Raw genomic sequence first — 17,338 nt, forward strand, 5'->3', positions numbered from 1 at the left:
ACGAGATGAAATTACTGGCTACGCAGAGCGTCCACAGCGGCGTTTTTCACGACCAACACGGCGCGGTGATGCCGCCGATTTACGCCACCTCCACCTTCGCGCAACCGGCGCCGGGGCAGCATACCGGCTATGAGTATTCACGCAGCGGCAACCCCACCCGCCATACGCTGGAAACGGCGATTGCCGAACTGGAGGGCGGAACGCGCGGCTACGCTTTTGCTTCCGGGCTGGCGGCGATCTCCACGGTGCTGGAGCTGCTGGATAGCGGCAGCCATATCGTGGCGATTGATGATGTTTACGGCGGCACTTATCGCCTGATCGAAAACGTGCGTCGACGTAGCGCCGGGCTTGAGGTGAGCTGGGTAAAACCGGACGATCTGGCCGGGCTGGAAGCGGCGATCCGCCCACAAACGCGGATGATTTGGGTCGAAACGCCGACCAACCCGCTGCTGAAGCTGGTCGATCTGCAACAGGTTGCGGCCATCGCCAGACGCCATAATGTGCTGAGCGTGGCGGATAACACCTTTGCCTCGCCGGTGATCCATCGCCCGCTGGAACTGGGGTTCGACATTGTGGTGCACTCTGCCACCAAATACCTCAACGGGCACTCCGATGTGGTCGCAGGCCTCGCGGTGGTGAGCGATAACCCGGCGCTTGCGGAGAAGCTGGGCTATTTGCAAAACGCGGTCGGCGGCGTGCTTGATCCCTTTAGTAGTTTCCTGACCCTGCGCGGCATCCGCACCTTGTCCCTGCGCGTTGAGCGCCACAGCAGTAACGCGCTGGCGCTGGCCCGCTGGCTGGAGCAGCATCCACAGGTTGAAAAGGTGTGGTTTCCGTGGCTGGAGTCGCACCCGCACTATCAGCTGGCGCGCAAGCAGATGGCGCTGCCGGGCGGCATGATCTCGGTGGTGGTGAAAGGGGACGATCCGCGTGCAACGCAGATCATTCAGAAGCTGAAGCTGTTTACGCTGGCAGAGAGCCTCGGCGGCGTAGAGAGCCTGGTGAGCCAGCCTTTCAGCATGACTCACGCCTCCATTCCGCTCGAACAGCGGCTGGCAAACGGCATCACTCCGCAACTGATCCGTTTATCGGTGGGAATTGAGGATGAAGCGGATCTGATTGCCGACTGGCAGCAGGCTCTGTCGTAACAGAGCGCCGTCAGGCGCCCTGCGAAGTGGTTGGCATATCTCTGGCAGAGACCACCTGATTGCGGCCCTGCTTTTTCGCGGCGTAGAGCGCAGTATCCGCCCGGTGAATTAACCCGCTGGCAATCATATGCAGCGGTTTTTCATCAAGGGGCAGGAGATCGCTTTGCAGGGTCGCGACGCCGATGCTGATGGTCAAAAAGCCGGTCGGGCTGGCAGCGTGCGGACGCCGGAGGGCACTGATATCATGCCGTACCCCTTCGGCGACGCGCATCGCCTGCGCCAGGCTGGTGCCGGGCAGGATAATCAAAAACTCCTCCCCGCCGTAGCGGCTGACATTGTTGTTGCTGCGCAGCCGCGCCGAGGTCAGCGTAGTGGCAACCAGCCGCAGGCAGTCATCCCCCGCCTGGTGGCCCTGCGAGTCGTTGTAGTATTTGAAATAGTCGATATCCGCCAGGCAGACCGAGAGCGGGAACCCCTCCTGCAGCGCGCGGTTAATCTCCTGCAACAGGCGCTCATCCATATAGCGGCGGTTAAACAGCCCTGTCAGGTGATCGTGCTGGGCATACTGCTGCAACACCTTATTGGCGTTCGCCAGCTTCTGCTCCGCCAGGCGACGCTCGGTGATATCAACCCAGGTGACCGATAATCCGACCACAATGTCCATCGCGTCGCGCACCGGCACCGCCTGAATATCGTAACTGCGCTCATGCCAGCTCAGCTCGCGCGACGGCGGCACGCCGCCCGCTTTTGCTAAGGCAAAATCGGCAACGAAGAAGGGCCAGAACGCCGGCATCAGCTGCTGAAAATGGCAATGAGTATCTTTTGGCGCACTGTCGCCGAGCAGTTTCGCCATCGCTTTATTGAACATTACCAGATGCCCGCGGCTGTCGATCATGCAGAGCGCCACGGCGGTGGTGTCGTAAATGGTCTCCAGTTGCAGCACGCGTTCGCCGAGATTGGAGATATTTCTGTCGATGCCGCGATAACCGCGCAGCTCGCCCTGCTCATCGAAAAGCGGAACGCCGCTGGTCTCCAGCACCACAATGCCGCCATCGGCGCGCTGGTTGCGGTTGACCAGCCCGGAAAAGGCGCGCTTCTCCGCCACGATGGCACCAAATGCCCCCGCGACGCGCTCGGCTTCACCGGGCGGCATAAAATCGAAAGGCGTTTTGCCAATCACCTCTTCCGGGGAAACACCCAGGAGATCCGTCACCACGTCTGACGACCAGGTGTAACGCCCTTGTGCATCCACTTCCCAGACCCAGTCTGAATTATTATTTAATAATTCAAACAGATGCCTGATCTCTTCATCCCTGTGATCGTGCTCTTTTTTATCATTATTCATTTCATTGGTTCCGCATGACCTACTATGCGCTCAATAACAGCTGGAGAAGGTGATGAAGGGGTGAATCATTGACTGTATAAATACTTGCCATAGGCTCTACACTGCACAAATGCAGGATGAAAGAGAAGATGGTCTGCCACAGATTTGCGTAAAAAAAGCGTCAGAAACGGCTCCGTTCGCCACGACGGATAATAATAGCTGACGGCAAATAACTCCGTTAACCTTTTCACTGAGCACGCGCGCAAGGCGGCGTTAAATACCGCGCTTTCTTTCATCTGTTTGTTGAATGGAATCTTATCGGCGTGTGTTGAGATAACTTTGCTATTTTCACCGTACAGCTCAGAACAGGAGCGCTGTTTATGGATCCGTTTCAGCAAATATTGAAGTCGACTATCGCCCGTACAGAGGTGGTTCCGCCCGCCGTAGCGCCGCAAGCGTTGCTGGAAACGGTATTCAACGTACAGACCCTCGTTCCGCGCGTGGAGATGTTTCTCGCGCTGGCGAAAGCGCGCCGCTCGATCTACGCGCTGGGGAAAGATCTGCCGGTATCGCACGAAGAGGCGATCGCCACGATCAAGGAGGCGATCCGCCAGGCACCTTCGGCATTTCATTCGCAAACCTCACGCGCGCTGATCCTGCTCGATCATGAGCATGAACGCTTCTGGGAACTGGTGCGCGCGCAGATGCGCAATGTGATCCCGGCGGAGAGTTTTCACGCCACCGCCGATAAGCTCGATGGTTTCAGCGCGGCGGCCGGCACGGTGCTCTTTTTCGAGGATCAGGAGGTGGTAAGCCACTTGCAGCGCCAGTACATTGCCTATGCCGAGCACTTCCCGGTTTGGTCAGAGCAGAGCAGCGGCATTGCGCAATATGCGGTGTGGCTGGCGCTGGCGGATAAGCAGATTGGCGCGAATTTGCAGCATTATCACCTGTTGATTGATGCCGATGTGCGCGCAACGTGGAATATTCCCGAGAGCTGGACGTTACGCGCCGAGATGAATTTTGGTGCCATCCTCGCGCCAGCAGAGGAGAAGACGTTTATCGACGACGAGAAGCGTTTTATTGTCGCCAGATAAATGTTGGCCGGATAAGGCTGTAAGCCGCCATCCGGCATCTGTACAAGGGCAAAATGCCGGATGGCGCTGCGCTTATCCGGCCTACGCGTGGCTGCGTGAAATGTGCTAATCCGGCTTACGCGTAACTGCCTGGAATGTAGGCCGGATAAGGCTTAAAGCCGCCATCCGGCATCTGTACAAGGGCAAAATGCCGGATGGCGCTGCGCTTATCCGGCCTACGCGTGACTGCGTGAAATGTGCTTATCCGGCTTACGCGTAACCGCCTGGAATGTAGGCCGGATAAGGCTGAAAGCCGCCATCCGGCATCTGCACAACGGCAAAATGCCGGATGGCGCTGCGCTTATCCGGCCTACGCGTGACTGCGTGAAATGTGCTTATCCGGCTTACGCGTAACCGCCTGGAATGTAGGCCGGATAAGGCTGAAAGCCGCCATCCGGCACCTGTACAGGGGCAAAATGCCGGATGGCGCTGCGCTTATCCGGCCTACAAAAAATCGCGCCGCGTGGCGTTAATCCTCGAAATACCAGTAACCCTGATTGACCAGCCAGGTCAGCTCGTCGGCAAAGGCCGGGTTATCCAGCGCGCTGCCCAACTCCTGCACGCCAATGGTGGTGTAGCGGCAGAGCGCATCGGCGGCTTGCGGCTCGGCGGTCTCCAGACATTCGCTATTGATAAAGAACCGCTCGCCGACGCGCAGGGCGCGCAGCCCGCTGAGACGCGTTAATCTCTGCCCCTCTTTCAGTGCGCCGATCACCTCATCGACCGGATAATCATCCGGCTCCGGTGCCACATCCAGCTCGTGGCGCGGCGTGGTAATAAAGCTGCCAAACCAGCGGGTGAAATGCTCAGGGTCGTTGATCATGGCGATCATCATACTGCGCACGCGCGCCAGCTCATGCTCCTCAACCCGGCCAGTATGTTCACGGCAGGTGAGATCCGGATCGCTGTAGTGCTCGCCGCCAAGATCGTTTTCCAGCGCGTAATCCGCAAAGCTGCTGATCAGATCGCGGCCGTTCGGCCCACGAAAACCAATCGAGTAGTTGAAAGCAGTCTCATGCGTAAAGCCATCGTGCGGGAAACCGGGCGGGATGTAGAGGATATCGCCTGGCTCAAGATCCTCATCAATGATTGGCTGGAAAGGGTCGACATGCAGCAATGCCGGATGCGGGCAGAACTGGCGCATCGGCAGCTTATCGCCCACGCGCCAGCGGCGGCTGCCCATCCCCTGGATAATAAAGACGTCATACTGGTCGATATGCGGGCCAACGCCGCCGCCCGGCACGGAGTAGGAGATCATCAGATCATCAAAGCGCCAGGCGGGCAGTACGCGAAACGGCTCCACCAGCTCGGCGGAGGGCGCATGCCAGTGGTTCACCGCCTGCGCCAGCAGGGACCAGTCGCGCTCGCCTAAGTGATCGAACGTCTCGAAAGGACCGTTCCACGCCTGCCACTGGCCGTCGACGTGGCTGACAATGCGGCTGTCGATCTCCGGCTCCATCGCCAGGCCTGCCAGCTCATCGGGCGAAATCGGGTCGACAAAATTGGTAAATGCGCCTTTCAGCACCACAGGTTGCTTCTGCCAGTACTTCTCAAGAAATTCCGGCCAGTTGAGGTTGAGTTGGTAAGCCATAGATCCACACCAGTGAGAAGGGAAACGGCGCTGATTATAAAAAGAGAGCGCCCCCTCCGCCTTGTCATGGGTCAAGGGCAAGCGGCGGTGCGATAACTAATTGTTCGAGCGCGCTTAACAGCGCATCGACTTTTGGCAGCAGCTGTTTACGCCGCGGCCAGACCAGGCTTAACGGCAACCCGTCCGGCTGCTGGTGCGGCAGCAGGATGACCAGCTCGCCGCGCGCTAACTGCTGATGCACCAGCCAGGTGGGCATCTGCCCGACGCCCAGCCCGGCACAGAGCGCGTGGCGCTGCGCATCCACATCGCCCAGCGTCATGCGGTAAGGCACGCTGCGCCACTCCGGGTGCCCATCTTCCGTCAGCAATAACCAGGGTTTGCTGCTGCCATCGACGCGCTCATAGAGGATCGCCCGGTGGCGGAGCAGTTGCGCCTCGTTTTGCGGCGTGCCTTCCCGGCGCAGATAGTCAGGCGAAGCGCAAAAGACCATCTTTTCCCGCCCAAGCTGCCGGTGGCCAATCGACACCGGTAAGTCGCCACCCAGCCCAATACGCACCGCCACATCAATCCCTTCATCAAAGAGATCCACAAAGCGGTCAGAGAAGGTGATGCTGAGATCAATCTCCGGGTGCTGCTGGCAAAAGGGGATCAGCGCGGGCATCACGCCGAGCCGCCCGTAGGTGGTCGGCACCGCCAGCCGCAGGCGGCCAGAGGGAATAGAGCGGTGCGCCGCCAGCACCGATTCGGCTTCCGCCAGCTCCTCAAGGATGCGAATGCAGGTCTGGAAATAGGCCTGCCCGGCATCCGTCAGCGTCAGGCGTCGGGTGGTGCGCTCCAGCAACCGCGAACCGAGGCGCGCTTCCAGCCGGCTGATGCTTTTGCTGATCGCCGAGCCGGTCAGATGCAGGCGCTCTGCGGCCGCGGCAAAACTCCCCTCTTCGACGCTGGCGACAAAAGGGACGATATCTTTCAGGCGTTGATCGCTCATGGCATTACTGAATTGAGGTTATGAATGATGTGAATTAATAGCAGAGATAAGAATTAAATTCTCTATTAGGCTTTAAAGCTGATAAAGAAAAGGAGCCCCCTATGCAAAAACGTGCATTGATAGTCGGTATTAGTGGCGTGATTGGTCGCGCACTGGCAGAACAACTTAAAGGCGAAGGGTGGCAGGTCAGCGGCCTGTCGCGCGGCCGTGGCGCAATCCCGGACGGGTGCGAAAGCCTGACCGCCGATCTCACCGATGCGGCAGCCGTCAACGAGGCGTTAAAAGAGGTGCAGGCTGATGCGCTTTTCTTCAGCGTCTGGTCGCGCCAGGAGAATGAGCAGGCCAACATCCGCGTTAACGGCGCCATCGTCAAAAACGTGATTGAGGCGCTCGGCGAGCGGCTTAACGGCAGCCACGTGGCGCTGGTTACCGGCCTGAAACACTACCTTGGCCCCTTCGAAGCTTACGGTAAAGGTGCTGTGCCGGTCACGCCGTTCCGCGAGGAGCAGGGTCGCCAGCCGGTGGAGAACTTCTACTACGCGCAGGAAGATGAACTCTTTGCCGGAGCAGAAAAATATGGCTACCGCTGGAGCGTCCATCGCCCGCACACCATTATTGGCTATGCCCTCGGCAATGCGATGAATATGGGCCAGACGCTCGCCGTCTACGCCACGCTGTGCCGTGAAAAAGGCTGGCCGTTTATCTTCCCCGGCTCACCCGAGCAGTGGAACGGGCTGGCGGATGTTACCGATGCCGGTTTGCTGGCCGAGCAGCTAAGCTGGGCGGCACAGAGCGAGCAGGCGGCGAATGAAGATTTCAATGCGGTGAATGGCGATGTCTTCCGCTGGAACTGGCTGTGGCCGAAGCTGGCGGCCTATTTCGGCATTGAAGCGGCGGCCTACCCGGCAAGCATGATGCCGCTGGAAAACCGCATGCAGGAGGCGCAGGCCGCCTGGACGGAGATCGCCGAAAAGTATCAGCTTCGCGAAGCGGATATCAACAAGCTGGCCTCCTGGTGGCATACAGATGCCGACCTCGGTCGCCCGATGGAAGCCTTCACGGATATGAGCAAAAGCCGCAAAGCGGGCTTTACCGGCTACCGCTCAACGCCGGACTCCTTCTTTGCGCTGTTTGATCGCCTGAAACAGGAAAAGATCATCCCGCGTTAAGGATCAACGCCCGGCGCGATACGACGCGCCGGGCGCATTGGCAGTCAGCTTTTTGCGCGAAACCGTGCCACTTTCGCCCGGTTACCGCATAAGGCCATGCTGCACCAGCGGCGGCGGTGCGCTTTGGTTTTATCATAAAACCAGAGTGTGCACTCAGGGTGCTCGCACTGGCGAACGTAGGCAAACTCCCCTTCTGCAAGCAGGTATGCCGCGTTTTCCGCAATGGGTGCCAGCACCTGTTGTGGTGTAGTGAGCTTATATTTGCGCTCAACACTCAGCGTTTTTCCGCCATCATCGCTTATCTGCAAATAACTCTGCGCCTGCGCCAGCCAGGTATTGAGCGCGTTCAGCGCCAGCATCTCTCCCCTTTTTTTCGCCGTCACTAACTCCCGGATCGTGGTGCGCAACGCGCGCGCAGCCGCCAGCAGCTCGCCCGGTTCACCTACGGCTGCTGCGGCAAAACCCGCATGATTTAGCCACAGAAGCACATCCTCATCGGACTGCAAAAAGTCATGGGGCGAGTGCTCAGCCATCGCCAGCGTATTGATAAAATCCAGCGCCCGCTCATCGGCAATAAACCACGGGCCGTCAGGCCTTGTGGCGGTTGAAGTGGTCATTATCGTGGCTCCTGAAGTTTGCGTGCTGCGCATTGTAACCGATAAAATTAATTTTACACAGTTACAAAGCTGCGCCATACTCCATTTCGTCGTAACCTTTTAAATATCATTTTAACGGTTTCAGAGAAGGAGTGATTATGGCTGGCAATACCCATTTCCCGGTTCGCTATCAGTTTGTCGAAGCTGACGGCGTAAAGGTTTTTTATCGCGAAGCCGGTGATCCGGTGAACCCGACTTTGCTGCTGCTGCATGGTTTCCCCAGTTCGTCCCACCAGTTTCGTGAATTGATCCCGCTGTTGGCGGATAAGTTTCATCTTATCGCCCCGGATCTCCCCGGCTTTGGTTTTACCGAAGTGCCTGCGGATCGCCATTATCTCTACACCTTTGATGGGCTTGCGAAGACGCTGATCGATTTTGTCGATGCGCTCGATCTGCAACGCTTTGCGATCTATGTCTTCGATTACGGCGCGCCGACAGGCTTACGGCTGGCGGTGCACTACCCGCAGCGCATCAGCGGTTTTATCTCACAAAACGGTAATGCCTATCTTGAAGGGCTGGGCGATGCGTGGGCGCCGGTGCGGACTTACTGGGAGGAGCCGTCTGCCGCTAATCGCCAGGCGGTGAATGATGCCATCCTCAACCTGGAGGGGACAAAGTGGCAATATCTGCACGGCGTAAGCGATCCGACGAGCGTCGCGCCAGAGGGATATCAGCTCGACGCGCTGTTAATGGAGCGCCCGGGAAACCGCGAAATCCAGCTGGATCTCTTTCTCGACTATGCCAACAACCTGACCCGCTACCCGCGTTTCAGGCTTTCTTCCGCGCGGTGCAGCCGCCAGCGTTGATCATCTGGGGCAAACACGATCCCTTCTTTATTCCGCCGGGAGCTGAAGCCTATAAACGTGACAACCCCAATGCGGTGGTGGAGTTGCTTGATACCGGTCACTTTGCACTGGAAACCCACGTCGGCTATATCGCGCAGCGTATTCGTGAAGTGCTTAGCGAAATTTAGCGCCCGGAACGCGGGCGCATGCGGCTTAAGCCTGTGCCTGAAACATCAACGTGTCGGAGGTGAAACTGCCCTGCTCGTCGAGAGCAAAATGGCTTTTCACCTCATCAGAGGTGGTCTGTTGCAGGTAGCGGATCGCCGCGCGCAGCACCTCCGGGGTTTGCATACGCTCAACCCAGGAGGTGTACTCCAGCGCCAGGCGGCCGGTGACCAGCTTCTCCACCAGCAGGCCGTTTTGCTGCGTCATCTGCAACCACTCTCCCGGCGAGTAATTGCGAACATGGGAGGGATCGCGCAGCACTTCGATGGTTTGCAGCCAGATATCCAGCACCGGACGGCCCGGCGAGGTGATATCCATCAGAATGAACTTCCCGCCGGGTTTCAGCACGCGTTGCACTTCACGTAACGCCTGCGGCACATCGTGCCAGTGGTGCGCCGAGTAGCGGCTTATTACCACATCAAATTCGCCTTCAGCAAAGGGCAGCGCTTCTGCCGCGCCGTGAACGGTGCGCAGGTTGCTCAACTGGCGATCGCTGGCGGCCTGGCGCACAACGGCCAGCATCTTCTCTGATAAATCATACGCGGTGACATCGCGCACCACGCCTGCGGCAACAAAACTGGCATGCCCTGCGCCGCAGCCTAAATCGAGCACTGCGGCCGCCGGGTTTTCACCCAGCCACTGCGCCAGGCGCACTAAATCCTCCCCCTGGGAATGTACCTGGCTGCTTAAATAGGCCTGCGCCCGATCGCCAAACTGCTGCTGCGTTAACTGATGATGATTTACGGCCATGCTCTTTTTCCTTTTCGTGATGGATGACGACAAACCGGCTCAGCTGCGACTGTACGACTCTTTTTATAGGGGTACAATATGGCTACTTATACTGGTATTAGCAGGTACCACCCATGGAAAACACCCTTTTCGCCGGGCCAAAAGCGCTGGGCGAGTTCTTACGATCCCAGCGGGAAAACACTCTGCCTGCGGATATTGGCTTGCCCGCTCAAGGACGGCGTCGCACGCGCGGGTTACGGCGAGAAGAAGTGGCGCAGCTCAGCGGCATCAGCACCACCTGGTATACCTGGATTGAGCAGGGGCGCGATATTGTTGTCTCGCCGCAAACCCTGTCGAATATCGCCAACGTATTAAGAATGAAGCCAACGGAGCGAAATTACCTCTTCCATCTGGCGCGGCAAAACGATCCGCAGGAAGAGCATGTGGTGACGGTGGAAAAAGAGGTGCTGGCCTCGGTGCAGCAGATGGCGTGCCCCTGCTATCTGCTCGATTTAACCTGGACAATGCTGGCGTGGAATAGGGCAGCCGAAGCGCTTTTCAGCGGCTGGCTGGACAGCGATCCGCAGCCGAATATGATGAGTTTTATGTTCCGTCATCCGCTGGCGCGCACGCTGGTGGCCGACTGGGAGCCGCGCGCCAGCCGCATTGTGGCGGAGCTGCGCGCCGATGCGATGCACTATCCGCACGATCGGGCCCTGAATAGTTTTGTTGAGAGTTTACGTAGTGAGAGCGAGCTGTTTCGCACCTTCTGGTCGCGCCAGCAGGTGGTAGTGCGCGAAGGCGGCGAGCGGGTGTTTATGCATGCACAGCGCGGAGAGTTGCACTACCGGCAGATGACTTGGCAATTAACCAGTAATCGTTCGGTAAAAATGATTATGTTAGTCGGGGAGTAAAAAAGAGGCATAAAAAAAGGCCAGTAAACTGGCCTTTTTATTATTTACGGAATTCCATCGTAACGTGGTTTGACTGCATAATCGCGGCGATATTATCAAATGTCATCATTGCAGATTTGCAAAAAATACATTTGGCACCGGCCGGGTTTTTCTCAGTCACGTCAAAATTGGAGACTCTGTATTGCGACCCGTGACAGCACGGGCAGCGGAAATGGATATGGTTCGTAATAAAATCGTCCTTAGCGCGGCACTACGTTAGCAGCGGCTGGGCCTTTCGCACCATTTTCAATGGTGAATTCAACTTCCTGATTTTCATCAAGAGTGCGGTAGTTATCGCTCTGGATTGCAGAGAAGTGTACGAATACATCTTTGCTGCCATCTTTAGGAGTGATGAAGCCAAAGCCTTTCTCAGCGTTGAACCATTTTACGATACCAGTCATTTTATTAGACATGTTTGTTACCCTTTTGTTTTAGTGGCCTTTTTAGGCGGCAATGGTCTGAGGCATTATTTATCAGCGTGTAAAGAGACCCAAAAAGAAGTAACTATCGAGGTACTTAGAGATGAGAGAGACTTTAGTGGACTACTGGCTGGAGATAATGATTTATCAAACCGACGAGTCATTAACGCACGGTTATGGCTTAGGGCGCAAGGCTTTATTTAGAAACTTTTGTCAGCATTACGTAAACGTTAGATAAGCAGCGTAACGCGAAAATGGGTTGTGTGAAGAGGATCGCAAAAAGATAGCGAACTGCGCGTTACTATCAATACTAGTATGGCAGTTAAAACCATGGACTAATAAAGGTGGTAACAAGCATGCAAATGACAATGCGCTGGTTTGGGCCAGTCGAAGATAAAATTCCGCTGGCGCATATTCGCCAGGTTCCAGGCGTTGAAGGCGTAGTGGGCGCGCTGTATGACGTTCCGGTCGGCGAGGTGTGGCCACAGGATAAAGTGCGCGCGCTGGCCGATCAGGTTCAGCAGGCCGGGTTAAAAATGGAGGTAATTGAGAGCGTCAACATTCACGATGACATCAAAATCGGCCTGCCGAGCCGCGATCGCTTTATCGCCAACTACCAGCAAACCATCCGCCATTTAGCGGAGATCGGCATCAAAGTCATCTGCTACAACTTTATGCCGGTGTTCGACTGGATGAAGACCGAGATGAACTACGTCCTGCCGGACGGTTCTGTGACCATGGCGTTTGAGAAAAAAGGCATCGATAAAACGCTGGATGAAGTGGTGAAAGAGGTGCTGGAGAACTCTAACGGCTTCGCGCTGCCGGGCTGGGAGCCAGAGCGGCTGGCGAAAGTACAGGAGCTGTTTGCCAAATATAAAGATGTCGATGAGAACACACTGCGCCAGAACCTGGTCTATTTCCTTGAGCGCGTGATCCCGGTGTGCGAAGAGGTCGGCATCAAAATGGCCATCCACCCGGACGATCCGCCCTACTCTATCTTCGGCCTGCCGCGCATTGTGAAAAACCGCGACGATCTTGACTGGATCTGTAATGCCGTCAACTCTGAGGCCAACGGCATCACTTTATGCACCGGCTCCATCGCCGAAGATCCGGATAATAACGTCTACGAGATTCTCGCCGAGTTTACCCGCCGCAGGCGCATCCACTTCGCCCACGTGCGCAATATCAAGCTTATTCAGGATAAGGATTTCTACGAATCGGCGCACCTTTCGCGCTACGGCTCGCTCGATATGTATGAGGTGATGAAAGCCCTGCATGACAACGGCTTTAATGGCTATATCCGCCCGGATCACGGCCGTTTTATCTGGGGCGAAACCGGGCGTCCGGGCTATGGCCTCTACGACCGCGCGCTCGGCGTCACCTATCTGCACGGCTTATGGGAAGCGCTGGAAAAACGCCACTAACCCTGACCAACGGCACCGGTGTTTACCGGTGCTCTTCCTCATAGCGGCGCACCTTAAAGCCCTCTTCATCGGCAGGCGGCACAAAGTAGCGGGTAATCAACTCAAACTGCGCATCGGTGGCGGCGAAATCATGCTCGCCCGCCGCATTGCGCTGGCGCAGGCGCGCTTTACAGGCCTCATCGCTTATCACGAGATAGTGCAGCAGATGCTGCGCCCCGGCATCCTGAATAATCGACATCATCCACTGACGGCTGGCGACGGTATTGGCGGGGAAATCGAGGATCACATTTACCCCGGCCTGTAACAGGGCGATGACATGGGGCTTAATTGCTCGCTTAAGCACCGCGGAGTAGTGCACATAATCCTCTACGCTGTGCATCGACTCTTTAAACAGCAGTGCCAGCCAGCTATCTTCGCTGAGCACCACGCTGCCCGGCGTTTGCGCAAGCGTTGCCGCAAGGGTCGATTTTCCGGAAGCAATTTTGCCGCAGAGAATATGCAGCGTTGGCCCGTTTTGGCTTGTCTCATCAATGCGCATGCTATGGCTCCCGTTAGCGCTTAACCCGAGCCCCGAGCATACGAGTTAGCCGCTCGCCTCTTCAACTCCCCATTTTTTGCACAGCGTGGCGATATTAACGTCGGCCTGGCGCTGTACGGTAAAGCTGTCAACGCTGAGCAGGATGAGCTTCAGCCCGCGCCCGCTCTCCAGATCCGGTGTCATCTCAAGGCCATTTTCCTGCTGTGCCGCCAGTAAGCGTTCAGCGGGAAACGGCTCGCCATTATCGCGAAACGTCAGTTGCACCTCCTGCGCACTGGCGGCAAACGCGATGCTAAAGGTGGCTGCGGCCTGCTGATGCAGGCTATGGCGAATAATATTGGTCGCCACTTCGCACACCGCCAGATCGAGAGAGAAACGCCAGCCCTCATCCACCGGCAACGCGGCCATCTGCGCGTTCAGCCACTCAGCAAGCGGCGAGAGCGCGGTGAGCGAGGCGGGGAAAGTTATCTCGCTAGCCATAATTCACAGCCCAAGCAGTTGCAGGGCGGCGGCCCGGTCCGCGCTGATGCGAAAAATGCGATCCATGCGCGTCAGGGTAAACATATTTTTGATGCCGGGGTTGAGGGCGCAGAGCACCATTTCGCCTTTGCCGTTCATCATCTTCATTAATGAAACCAGCGTGCCGAGGCCGCTACTGTCAATAAAATCGACCTTGCTGAAATCGACAATCAGCGCACGCGGCTCATCACCCATCTCGCGGGCAATCGCCTCTTTGAAAGCCGCCGAAACGGAGGCATCCAGCCGTCGAATCGCCGGCGTAAGGATCGTCACCTGCGGCTGACGTTCGCTATCGATATTCATCACTTCTCTCCATTTCGCTCAATAATTAATAGGGAAACATCATCTGCCATCTGCTCGCCGTTGCGCCAGCCGGTTAAGTGCTGGCCGAACTGTGGCAGAAGCGCGCCGATCGCCTCATTAACGTGCTGTTGCAGCCACTGCTGCAAGCGTTGCGGGCCAAACTGCTCGCCTGCGGGGTTTTCGCATTCGGTAATGCCGTCGCTAAAGAGGCAGAGCCGCTCGCCGGGGCGCAGCTCAAAATCAACATCATCCCAGTTGAGATCGGGCATCAGCCCAACCGGTGCGCCGCCGCTGCCAATCGGCGTGACCTCACCTGCGGGGGTGACAATAAAAGGAGTGGGATGACCGGCCTGGCAGAGCCTGCCTTTGCCGCTCGGCAAATGGATAACGCCGTAGATCATCGTGAAATAGCTCATGATCTCCGCCTCTTCGCTGCAAAAGCGGCTATTAAGCATGCGCACCACGTCTGCGGGCGAAGCGACGCTGCCATCAGCAGAAAAGAGGAAACGCTCCACCACGCGGCCCTGCAAAAACTGCCGTGCTACCGCGAGGGACATCATCGCGGCACCGACGCCGTGGCCCGAGACATCAACACAGTAAAACCCCAGATGGTCGTCTAGCTGAAAGAGGTTAAACACATCGCCGGAGACCCACGCGGAGGGCAGAAACAGCCAGTCGGAAAAGTAGTCGTGATAGCGCAATTGATGGGCGGGCAGAATCGAGTGCTGAATGCGCGCCGCGGCTTGCAGATCCTGCTCAATCTGCTGTAACGCCTCGCTGAGCCGCGCGTTGCGTGCCGCCAGCGTCGCCTCCAGCGCCAGAATGCGCGAACCGGCATGCAGCCGCGCGCGCAGCTCGCTCTGCTCCACCGGCTTGCTGAGAAAGTCATCCGCGCCCGCATCGAACCCCTGCGCCAGGTCGCCGGGGTTTTCCCGCGCGGTGAGCAAAATCAGGTAGATATAGTGGCCAAACTGCCGTTCGCGGATTTCACGGCACAGCGTTAAGCCATCCATCTCCGGCATCTCCCAGTCGCTTATCACCATGCTGACGGGTGAGGTAGCCAGCATCTCCAGCGCGCTGACGCCGTTTTCCGCTTCGCTGACCACATAGCCCCACTGCGCCAGCATGCGTGAGAGCAGGCGGCGATAAATGGGCGAATCCTCCACCACAAGCACATGCTGTTGGGCCACGGCGGCTCCTTATAACGGTAAAAACCAGATCAGGCTGACGGTTCCTTCGCGGAATTTGCCATTGCCGCTCTTGTGGCCGGGGTAGCGCGTGCCGGCGAAGTTGGCGTACTGCAACGAGAAGGAACCCGGCGTGTAGCCTGCATAACCAAAGCTGTAGCTGTAATCGCCGTTCCACGGCTGCTGCTGGCTGCGATCCGGGAACCAGAAAGCGGTAGCGCGCACAAAGAAGTGCTGTTTAAAGGTGTAACCGCAGCCGCCAAGCACCACGTTTTTGTTCTGCTCAATATCGTTACTCTTCAGATCGTAGTAACGCGGCACCCAGCTGTAGCCGACCTGGCAAATCAGTGAATCGCCTTTGTTAATCAGCAGCTTATTTTCAACGGGTTTCGGCAGTGAGAATTTATAGGCCAGCGTCACCGCCCCCTGTTCAAAATAGGTTTTGCGCTTGCTGCCCGACGTCCAGAAGTGGTTATCGCCATAGTTGCTGTAGACCAGGCTGACGGTGTTGGCATGCCAGTCGTCATAGCCAAAGCTGTAGCGGAAATCGGTGGTGTAGCGGCTGGTATCGGTCACCGGCACGCGGGTGGTGATATTGGCAAACCAGAAGCTGTAGGGTGAGTATTGCAGGCTCAGGTTAACGGTCTGATTCACCTTTCTTTTCTGCTCGGCGCTGCTGGAACTATTCGGGATCGTTACCCACTGCTCTTTCAGGCCTGTACCAAAGCTGAGCGCGCCGGAAAAAGGCTTGTTATTACCGGAAAAAAGACGCCCCCAGCGGCTGGTAAAGACGCCGACCTGCACCGGGTCGCCATTGCTGTCGCGCAACGACTCGCTCTCCGCTTCACTCTTTTGCGCCGCATTTGCTGCCGGTAAGGCAGCGAGCAGCGCGCAGGCCAGTAAATATCTCTCCCGCATTAAGCCTTTCCTCAGTTAGGTATCCAGCGCGCGCCAACATTGTATTTCGCCAGCAGCCACAGCACGCCGAGCGCTGCCGCATGCACCAGCGTGTTGACGATCCACGCCTGTCGCCAGAGATCGAAGGTGACGAACTGGCTCACCGCCAGCACCACATAGACATGCAGAATAAAGACATACAGCGAGTGCTGACCCAGCGGGATAAGAAACCAGCCGGTCAGGCGATAGATGGGCCGCCAGCACCAGGTCAACAGCAGATAGACCGTCACCATCAGGCTGATATCATTCAGCACCCGCACCGGGCCAAGACCGTTTTTCGCCGCCCAGGTGTGGTAAAACGCGTTGAAATCGGCAGGTGGAATCACATGCATCAGCAGTTCCGGCGGCATAAAGGGGTTGGTGTGGTTCTGGGCAACGAAGGCCAAAATCAGCGCAACGATCACCAGCGCCACAATCACCACTTTGCCCGGCGGCGTGCGCGCCAGCGAGAGCAGTTCTGCCTTGTACCAACCGCAGCTCATGCCGAGGACGAAAATAAATTGCCAGGCGAGCAGTGGAAAGGCGAACTCAAACTCGGACACCGTCACCCGCACCGGCCAGCGCTGCCAGCAGCCATACACCAACAGGGAGAGGCTCAATAACCACCACACCCTGCCCTGTTTAAGCAGCGCCAAAAAGAGCGGGCTTAATAGCAGCAGGAAAATATAGAGGCCAAGGATTTGCGTCTGGTGCGGCCCGATTTGCAAATAGAGCACGATGTTAAACCATGTCTCTTTTATTTGCGGCGTCACCGGATAAAGCGACCACGATGTTCCAGAAAAACGGTCGGTAAAGTGGGTCACTTCAAATACATTTAAAAAAGGTAAAAACCCGAGCAACAGCATCGACAATATGATGATGATATTAACGCGATATATTTTCCACGCCCGCAGATATAATCCCCAGCAAATCGTTAATAGCGCCGCTTTTTGCAACCGCGCCCGATTAAGCATCCCCAGCATAAACCCGGAGAGAATAACAAAGCCTTCGGCACCGGTCGTTAAGCCAAAACGCTCCCACGAAAATATATTAAATATCGACATCACTTCCGTATGCGCCACCACCATCATCACCAGCGCAATACCGCGCATTAAATCAATACGCAAATCCCGGCTACCGGCAACGGCATAGCGCCATGTCGTTGATTCTATGCTCTCTTTTTGCGGCAGCGCGGGCGCCATCTGGCTCATAAATAGACCTGTTAAGGGCGGCAATAAAACTACAGGGAAATTATTTAGATAGCTTAAATACGCCTGACTGGCAATGTTAGCGAAGCGAAAAGCGCCC

General features: G+C 56.9%; 18 protein-coding genes and 1 pseudogene. 6 read left to right on the top strand and 13 right to left on the bottom strand.

Translation table 11 applies throughout. The annotated features are described in order from the left end of the window. Window positions 1-5 precede the first annotated feature (5 nt). A complete protein-coding gene (locus BWI95_RS05840; RefSeq protein ID WP_054804555.1) occupies window positions 6-1,148 on the top strand; it encodes a trans-sulfuration enzyme family protein in 1,143 nt (380 codons plus the stop codon). A gap of 10 nt (window positions 1,149-1,158) precedes the next feature. Here BWI95_RS05840 and BWI95_RS05845 read toward each other — a convergent pair whose 3' ends face one another. Continuing rightward, on the bottom strand, window positions 1,159-2,493 hold the full coding sequence (locus tag BWI95_RS05845; protein ID WP_076769154.1) for a sensor domain-containing diguanylate cyclase: 1,335 nt from the start codon (window positions 2,491-2,493) through the stop codon (window positions 1,159-1,161). Between the two features lie 485 nt (window positions 2,494-2,978). Between BWI95_RS05845 and BWI95_RS05850 the strand changes: the two genes are divergently transcribed. Further along, window positions 2,979-3,569 (top strand): nitroreductase family protein, encoded by a 591-nt coding sequence (locus tag BWI95_RS05850; protein ID WP_054804557.1) that lies wholly within the window; start codon window positions 2,979-2,981, stop codon window positions 3,567-3,569. Between the two features lie 508 nt (window positions 3,570-4,077). On the opposite strand, the gene BWI95_RS05855 is transcribed toward BWI95_RS05850, so the two are convergent. Then, complete coding sequence (locus tag BWI95_RS05855) at window positions 4,078-5,199, bottom strand: ribosomal protein uL16 3-hydroxylase (RefSeq protein WP_054803559.1); 1,122 nt, start codon at window positions 5,197-5,199, stop codon at window positions 4,078-4,080. 64 nt (window positions 5,200-5,263) lie between these two features. Beyond that, window positions 5,264-6,187 carry a LysR family transcriptional regulator gene (locus BWI95_RS05860; RefSeq protein ID WP_042718240.1) on the bottom strand — a complete coding sequence of 308 codons (924 nt, stop codon included), beginning with the start codon at window positions 6,185-6,187 and terminating at the stop codon, window positions 5,264-5,266. Between the two features lie 101 nt (window positions 6,188-6,288). On the opposite strand from BWI95_RS05860, the gene BWI95_RS05865 reads away from it, so the two are divergent. Beyond that, window positions 6,289-7,356: an SDR family oxidoreductase gene (locus tag BWI95_RS05865; RefSeq protein WP_076769155.1), complete on the top strand. Its 1,068-nt coding sequence runs from the start codon at window positions 6,289-6,291 to the stop codon at window positions 7,354-7,356. Between the two features lie 44 nt (window positions 7,357-7,400). On the opposite strand, the gene BWI95_RS05870 is transcribed toward BWI95_RS05865, so the two are convergent. Continuing rightward, complete coding sequence (locus BWI95_RS05870; RefSeq protein WP_054803560.1) at window positions 7,401-7,973, bottom strand: CGNR zinc finger domain-containing protein; 573 nt, start codon at window positions 7,971-7,973, stop codon at window positions 7,401-7,403. Between the two features lie 137 nt (window positions 7,974-8,110). On the opposite strand from BWI95_RS05870, the pseudogene BWI95_RS05875 reads away from it, so the two are divergent. Then, window positions 8,111-8,985, top strand: a pseudogene (locus BWI95_RS05875) (alpha/beta fold hydrolase). Between the two features lie 25 nt (window positions 8,986-9,010). Here the strand turns inward: BWI95_RS05875 and BWI95_RS05880 are convergent. Further along, window positions 9,011-9,772: a class I SAM-dependent methyltransferase gene (locus BWI95_RS05880; RefSeq protein WP_076769156.1), complete on the bottom strand. Its 762-nt coding sequence runs from the start codon at window positions 9,770-9,772 to the stop codon at window positions 9,011-9,013. Between the two features lie 113 nt (window positions 9,773-9,885). Between BWI95_RS05880 and BWI95_RS05885 the strand changes: the two genes are divergently transcribed. Continuing rightward, the gene (locus BWI95_RS05885; RefSeq protein WP_054803561.1) at window positions 9,886-10,665 is read left to right on the top strand and encodes a helix-turn-helix transcriptional regulator; all 780 of its coding nucleotides are present in this window, start codon (window positions 9,886-9,888) and stop codon (window positions 10,663-10,665) included. A gap of 40 nt (window positions 10,666-10,705) precedes the next feature. Here BWI95_RS05885 and ymcF read toward each other — a convergent pair whose 3' ends face one another. Together ymcF and cspE are read right to left on the bottom strand one after the other, a co-directional pair. Continuing rightward, complete coding sequence (gene ymcF, locus BWI95_RS23995) at window positions 10,706-10,894, bottom strand: cold shock small protein YmcF (protein ID WP_076769157.1); 189 nt, start codon at window positions 10,892-10,894, stop codon at window positions 10,706-10,708. Window positions 10,895-10,904: 10 nt separating this feature from the next. After that, window positions 10,905-11,117 (bottom strand): transcription antiterminator/RNA stability regulator CspE, encoded by a 213-nt coding sequence (gene cspE, locus BWI95_RS05895; protein ID WP_023480861.1) that lies wholly within the window; start codon window positions 11,115-11,117, stop codon window positions 10,905-10,907. A 362-nt stretch (window positions 11,118-11,479) separates the two neighbouring features. On the opposite strand from cspE, the gene uxuA reads away from it, so the two are divergent. Then, window positions 11,480-12,547, top strand: a complete 1,068-nt coding sequence (gene uxuA / locus BWI95_RS05900) for a mannonate dehydratase (RefSeq protein WP_076769158.1) — start codon at window positions 11,480-11,482, stop codon at window positions 12,545-12,547. Window positions 12,548-12,569: 22 nt separating this feature from the next. Here the strand turns inward: uxuA and BWI95_RS05905 are convergent, their stop codons facing one another. From BWI95_RS05905 to opgC, 6 genes are read right to left on the bottom strand one after another with little or no spacing between them, the layout of a single operon-like run. Continuing rightward, on the bottom strand, window positions 12,570-13,085 hold the full coding sequence (locus BWI95_RS05905) for a P-loop nucleotide/nucleoside kinase family protein (protein WP_156884892.1): 516 nt from the start codon (window positions 13,083-13,085) through the stop codon (window positions 12,570-12,572). Between the two features lie 45 nt (window positions 13,086-13,130). Next, complete coding sequence (locus tag BWI95_RS05910) at window positions 13,131-13,565, bottom strand: ATP-binding protein (RefSeq protein WP_076769159.1); 435 nt, start codon at window positions 13,563-13,565, stop codon at window positions 13,131-13,133. A gap of 3 nt (window positions 13,566-13,568) precedes the next feature. Next, window positions 13,569-13,907 carry an STAS domain-containing protein gene (locus tag BWI95_RS05915; protein WP_042718254.1) on the bottom strand — a complete coding sequence of 113 codons (339 nt, stop codon included), beginning with the start codon at window positions 13,905-13,907 and terminating at the stop codon, window positions 13,569-13,571. Beyond that, window positions 13,907-15,097: a PP2C family protein-serine/threonine phosphatase gene (locus BWI95_RS05920; RefSeq protein ID WP_054803563.1), complete on the bottom strand. Its 1,191-nt coding sequence runs from the start codon at window positions 15,095-15,097 to the stop codon at window positions 13,907-13,909. Before BWI95_RS05920 ends, BWI95_RS05915 begins: the two co-directional genes overlap by 1 nt. 9 nt (window positions 15,098-15,106) lie before the next feature. Continuing rightward, a complete protein-coding gene (locus tag BWI95_RS05925; protein WP_076769160.1) occupies window positions 15,107-16,012 on the bottom strand; it encodes a hypothetical protein in 906 nt (301 codons plus the stop codon). 11 nt (window positions 16,013-16,023) lie between these two features. Further along, entirely contained in the window at window positions 16,024-17,241 is a 1,218-nt protein-coding gene (opgC, locus tag BWI95_RS05930; RefSeq protein ID WP_076769161.1) for an OpgC domain-containing protein, read from the bottom strand. Between the last annotated feature and the right edge of the window lie 97 nt (window positions 17,242-17,338).

Source organism: Kosakonia cowanii JCM 10956 = DSM 18146, from assembly GCF_001975225.1.
Classification (GTDB): domain Bacteria; phylum Pseudomonadota; class Gammaproteobacteria; order Enterobacterales; family Enterobacteriaceae; genus Kosakonia; species Kosakonia cowanii.

What these genes read in the sequence shown, in the direction of transcription:
- BWI95_RS05840 (WP_054804555.1), top strand. Translation starts at nt 6, where the DNA reads ATGAAATTACTGGCTACGCAGAGCGTCCACAGCGGCGTTTTTCACGAC.
- BWI95_RS05845 (WP_076769154.1), bottom strand. Translation starts at nt 2,493, where the DNA reads ATGAATAATGATAAAAAAGAGCACGATCACAGGGATGAAGAGATCAGG.
- BWI95_RS05850 (WP_054804557.1), top strand. Translation starts at nt 2,979, where the DNA reads ATGTTTCTCGCGCTGGCGAAAGCGCGCCGCTCGATCTACGCGCTGGGG.
- BWI95_RS05855 (WP_054803559.1), bottom strand. Translation starts at nt 5,199, where the DNA reads ATGGCTTACCAACTCAACCTCAACTGGCCGGAATTTCTTGAGAAGTAC.
- BWI95_RS05860 (WP_042718240.1), bottom strand. Translation starts at nt 6,187, where the DNA reads ATGAGCGATCAACGCCTGAAAGATATCGTCCCTTTTGTCGCCAGCGTC.
- BWI95_RS05865 (WP_076769155.1), top strand. Translation starts at nt 6,289, where the DNA reads ATGCAAAAACGTGCATTGATAGTCGGTATTAGTGGCGTGATTGGTCGC.
- BWI95_RS05870 (WP_054803560.1), bottom strand. Translation starts at nt 7,973, where the DNA reads ATGACCACTTCAACCGCCACAAGGCCTGACGGCCCGTGGTTTATTGCC.
- BWI95_RS05880 (WP_076769156.1), bottom strand. Translation starts at nt 9,772, where the DNA reads ATGGCCGTAAATCATCATCAGTTAACGCAGCAGCAGTTTGGCGATCGG.
- BWI95_RS05885 (WP_054803561.1), top strand. Translation starts at nt 9,886, where the DNA reads ATGGAAAACACCCTTTTCGCCGGGCCAAAAGCGCTGGGCGAGTTCTTA.
- cspE (WP_023480861.1), bottom strand. Translation starts at nt 11,117, where the DNA reads ATGTCTAATAAAATGACTGGTATCGTAAAATGGTTCAACGCTGAGAAA.
- uxuA (WP_076769158.1), top strand. Translation starts at nt 11,480, where the DNA reads ATGCAAATGACAATGCGCTGGTTTGGGCCAGTCGAAGATAAAATTCCG.
- BWI95_RS05905 (WP_156884892.1), bottom strand. Translation starts at nt 13,085, where the DNA reads ATGCGCATTGATGAGACAAGCCAAAACGGGCCAACGCTGCATATTCTC.
- BWI95_RS05910 (WP_076769159.1), bottom strand. Translation starts at nt 13,565, where the DNA reads ATGGCTAGCGAGATAACTTTCCCCGCCTCGCTCACCGCGCTCTCGCCG.
- BWI95_RS05915 (WP_042718254.1), bottom strand. Translation starts at nt 13,907, where the DNA reads ATGAATATCGATAGCGAACGTCAGCCGCAGGTGACGATCCTTACGCCG.
- BWI95_RS05925 (WP_076769160.1), bottom strand. Translation starts at nt 16,012, where the DNA reads ATGCGGGAGAGATATTTACTGGCCTGCGCGCTGCTCGCTGCCTTACCG.
- opgC (WP_076769161.1), bottom strand. Translation starts at nt 17,241, where the DNA reads ATGAGCCAGATGGCGCCCGCGCTGCCGCAAAAAGAGAGCATAGAATCA.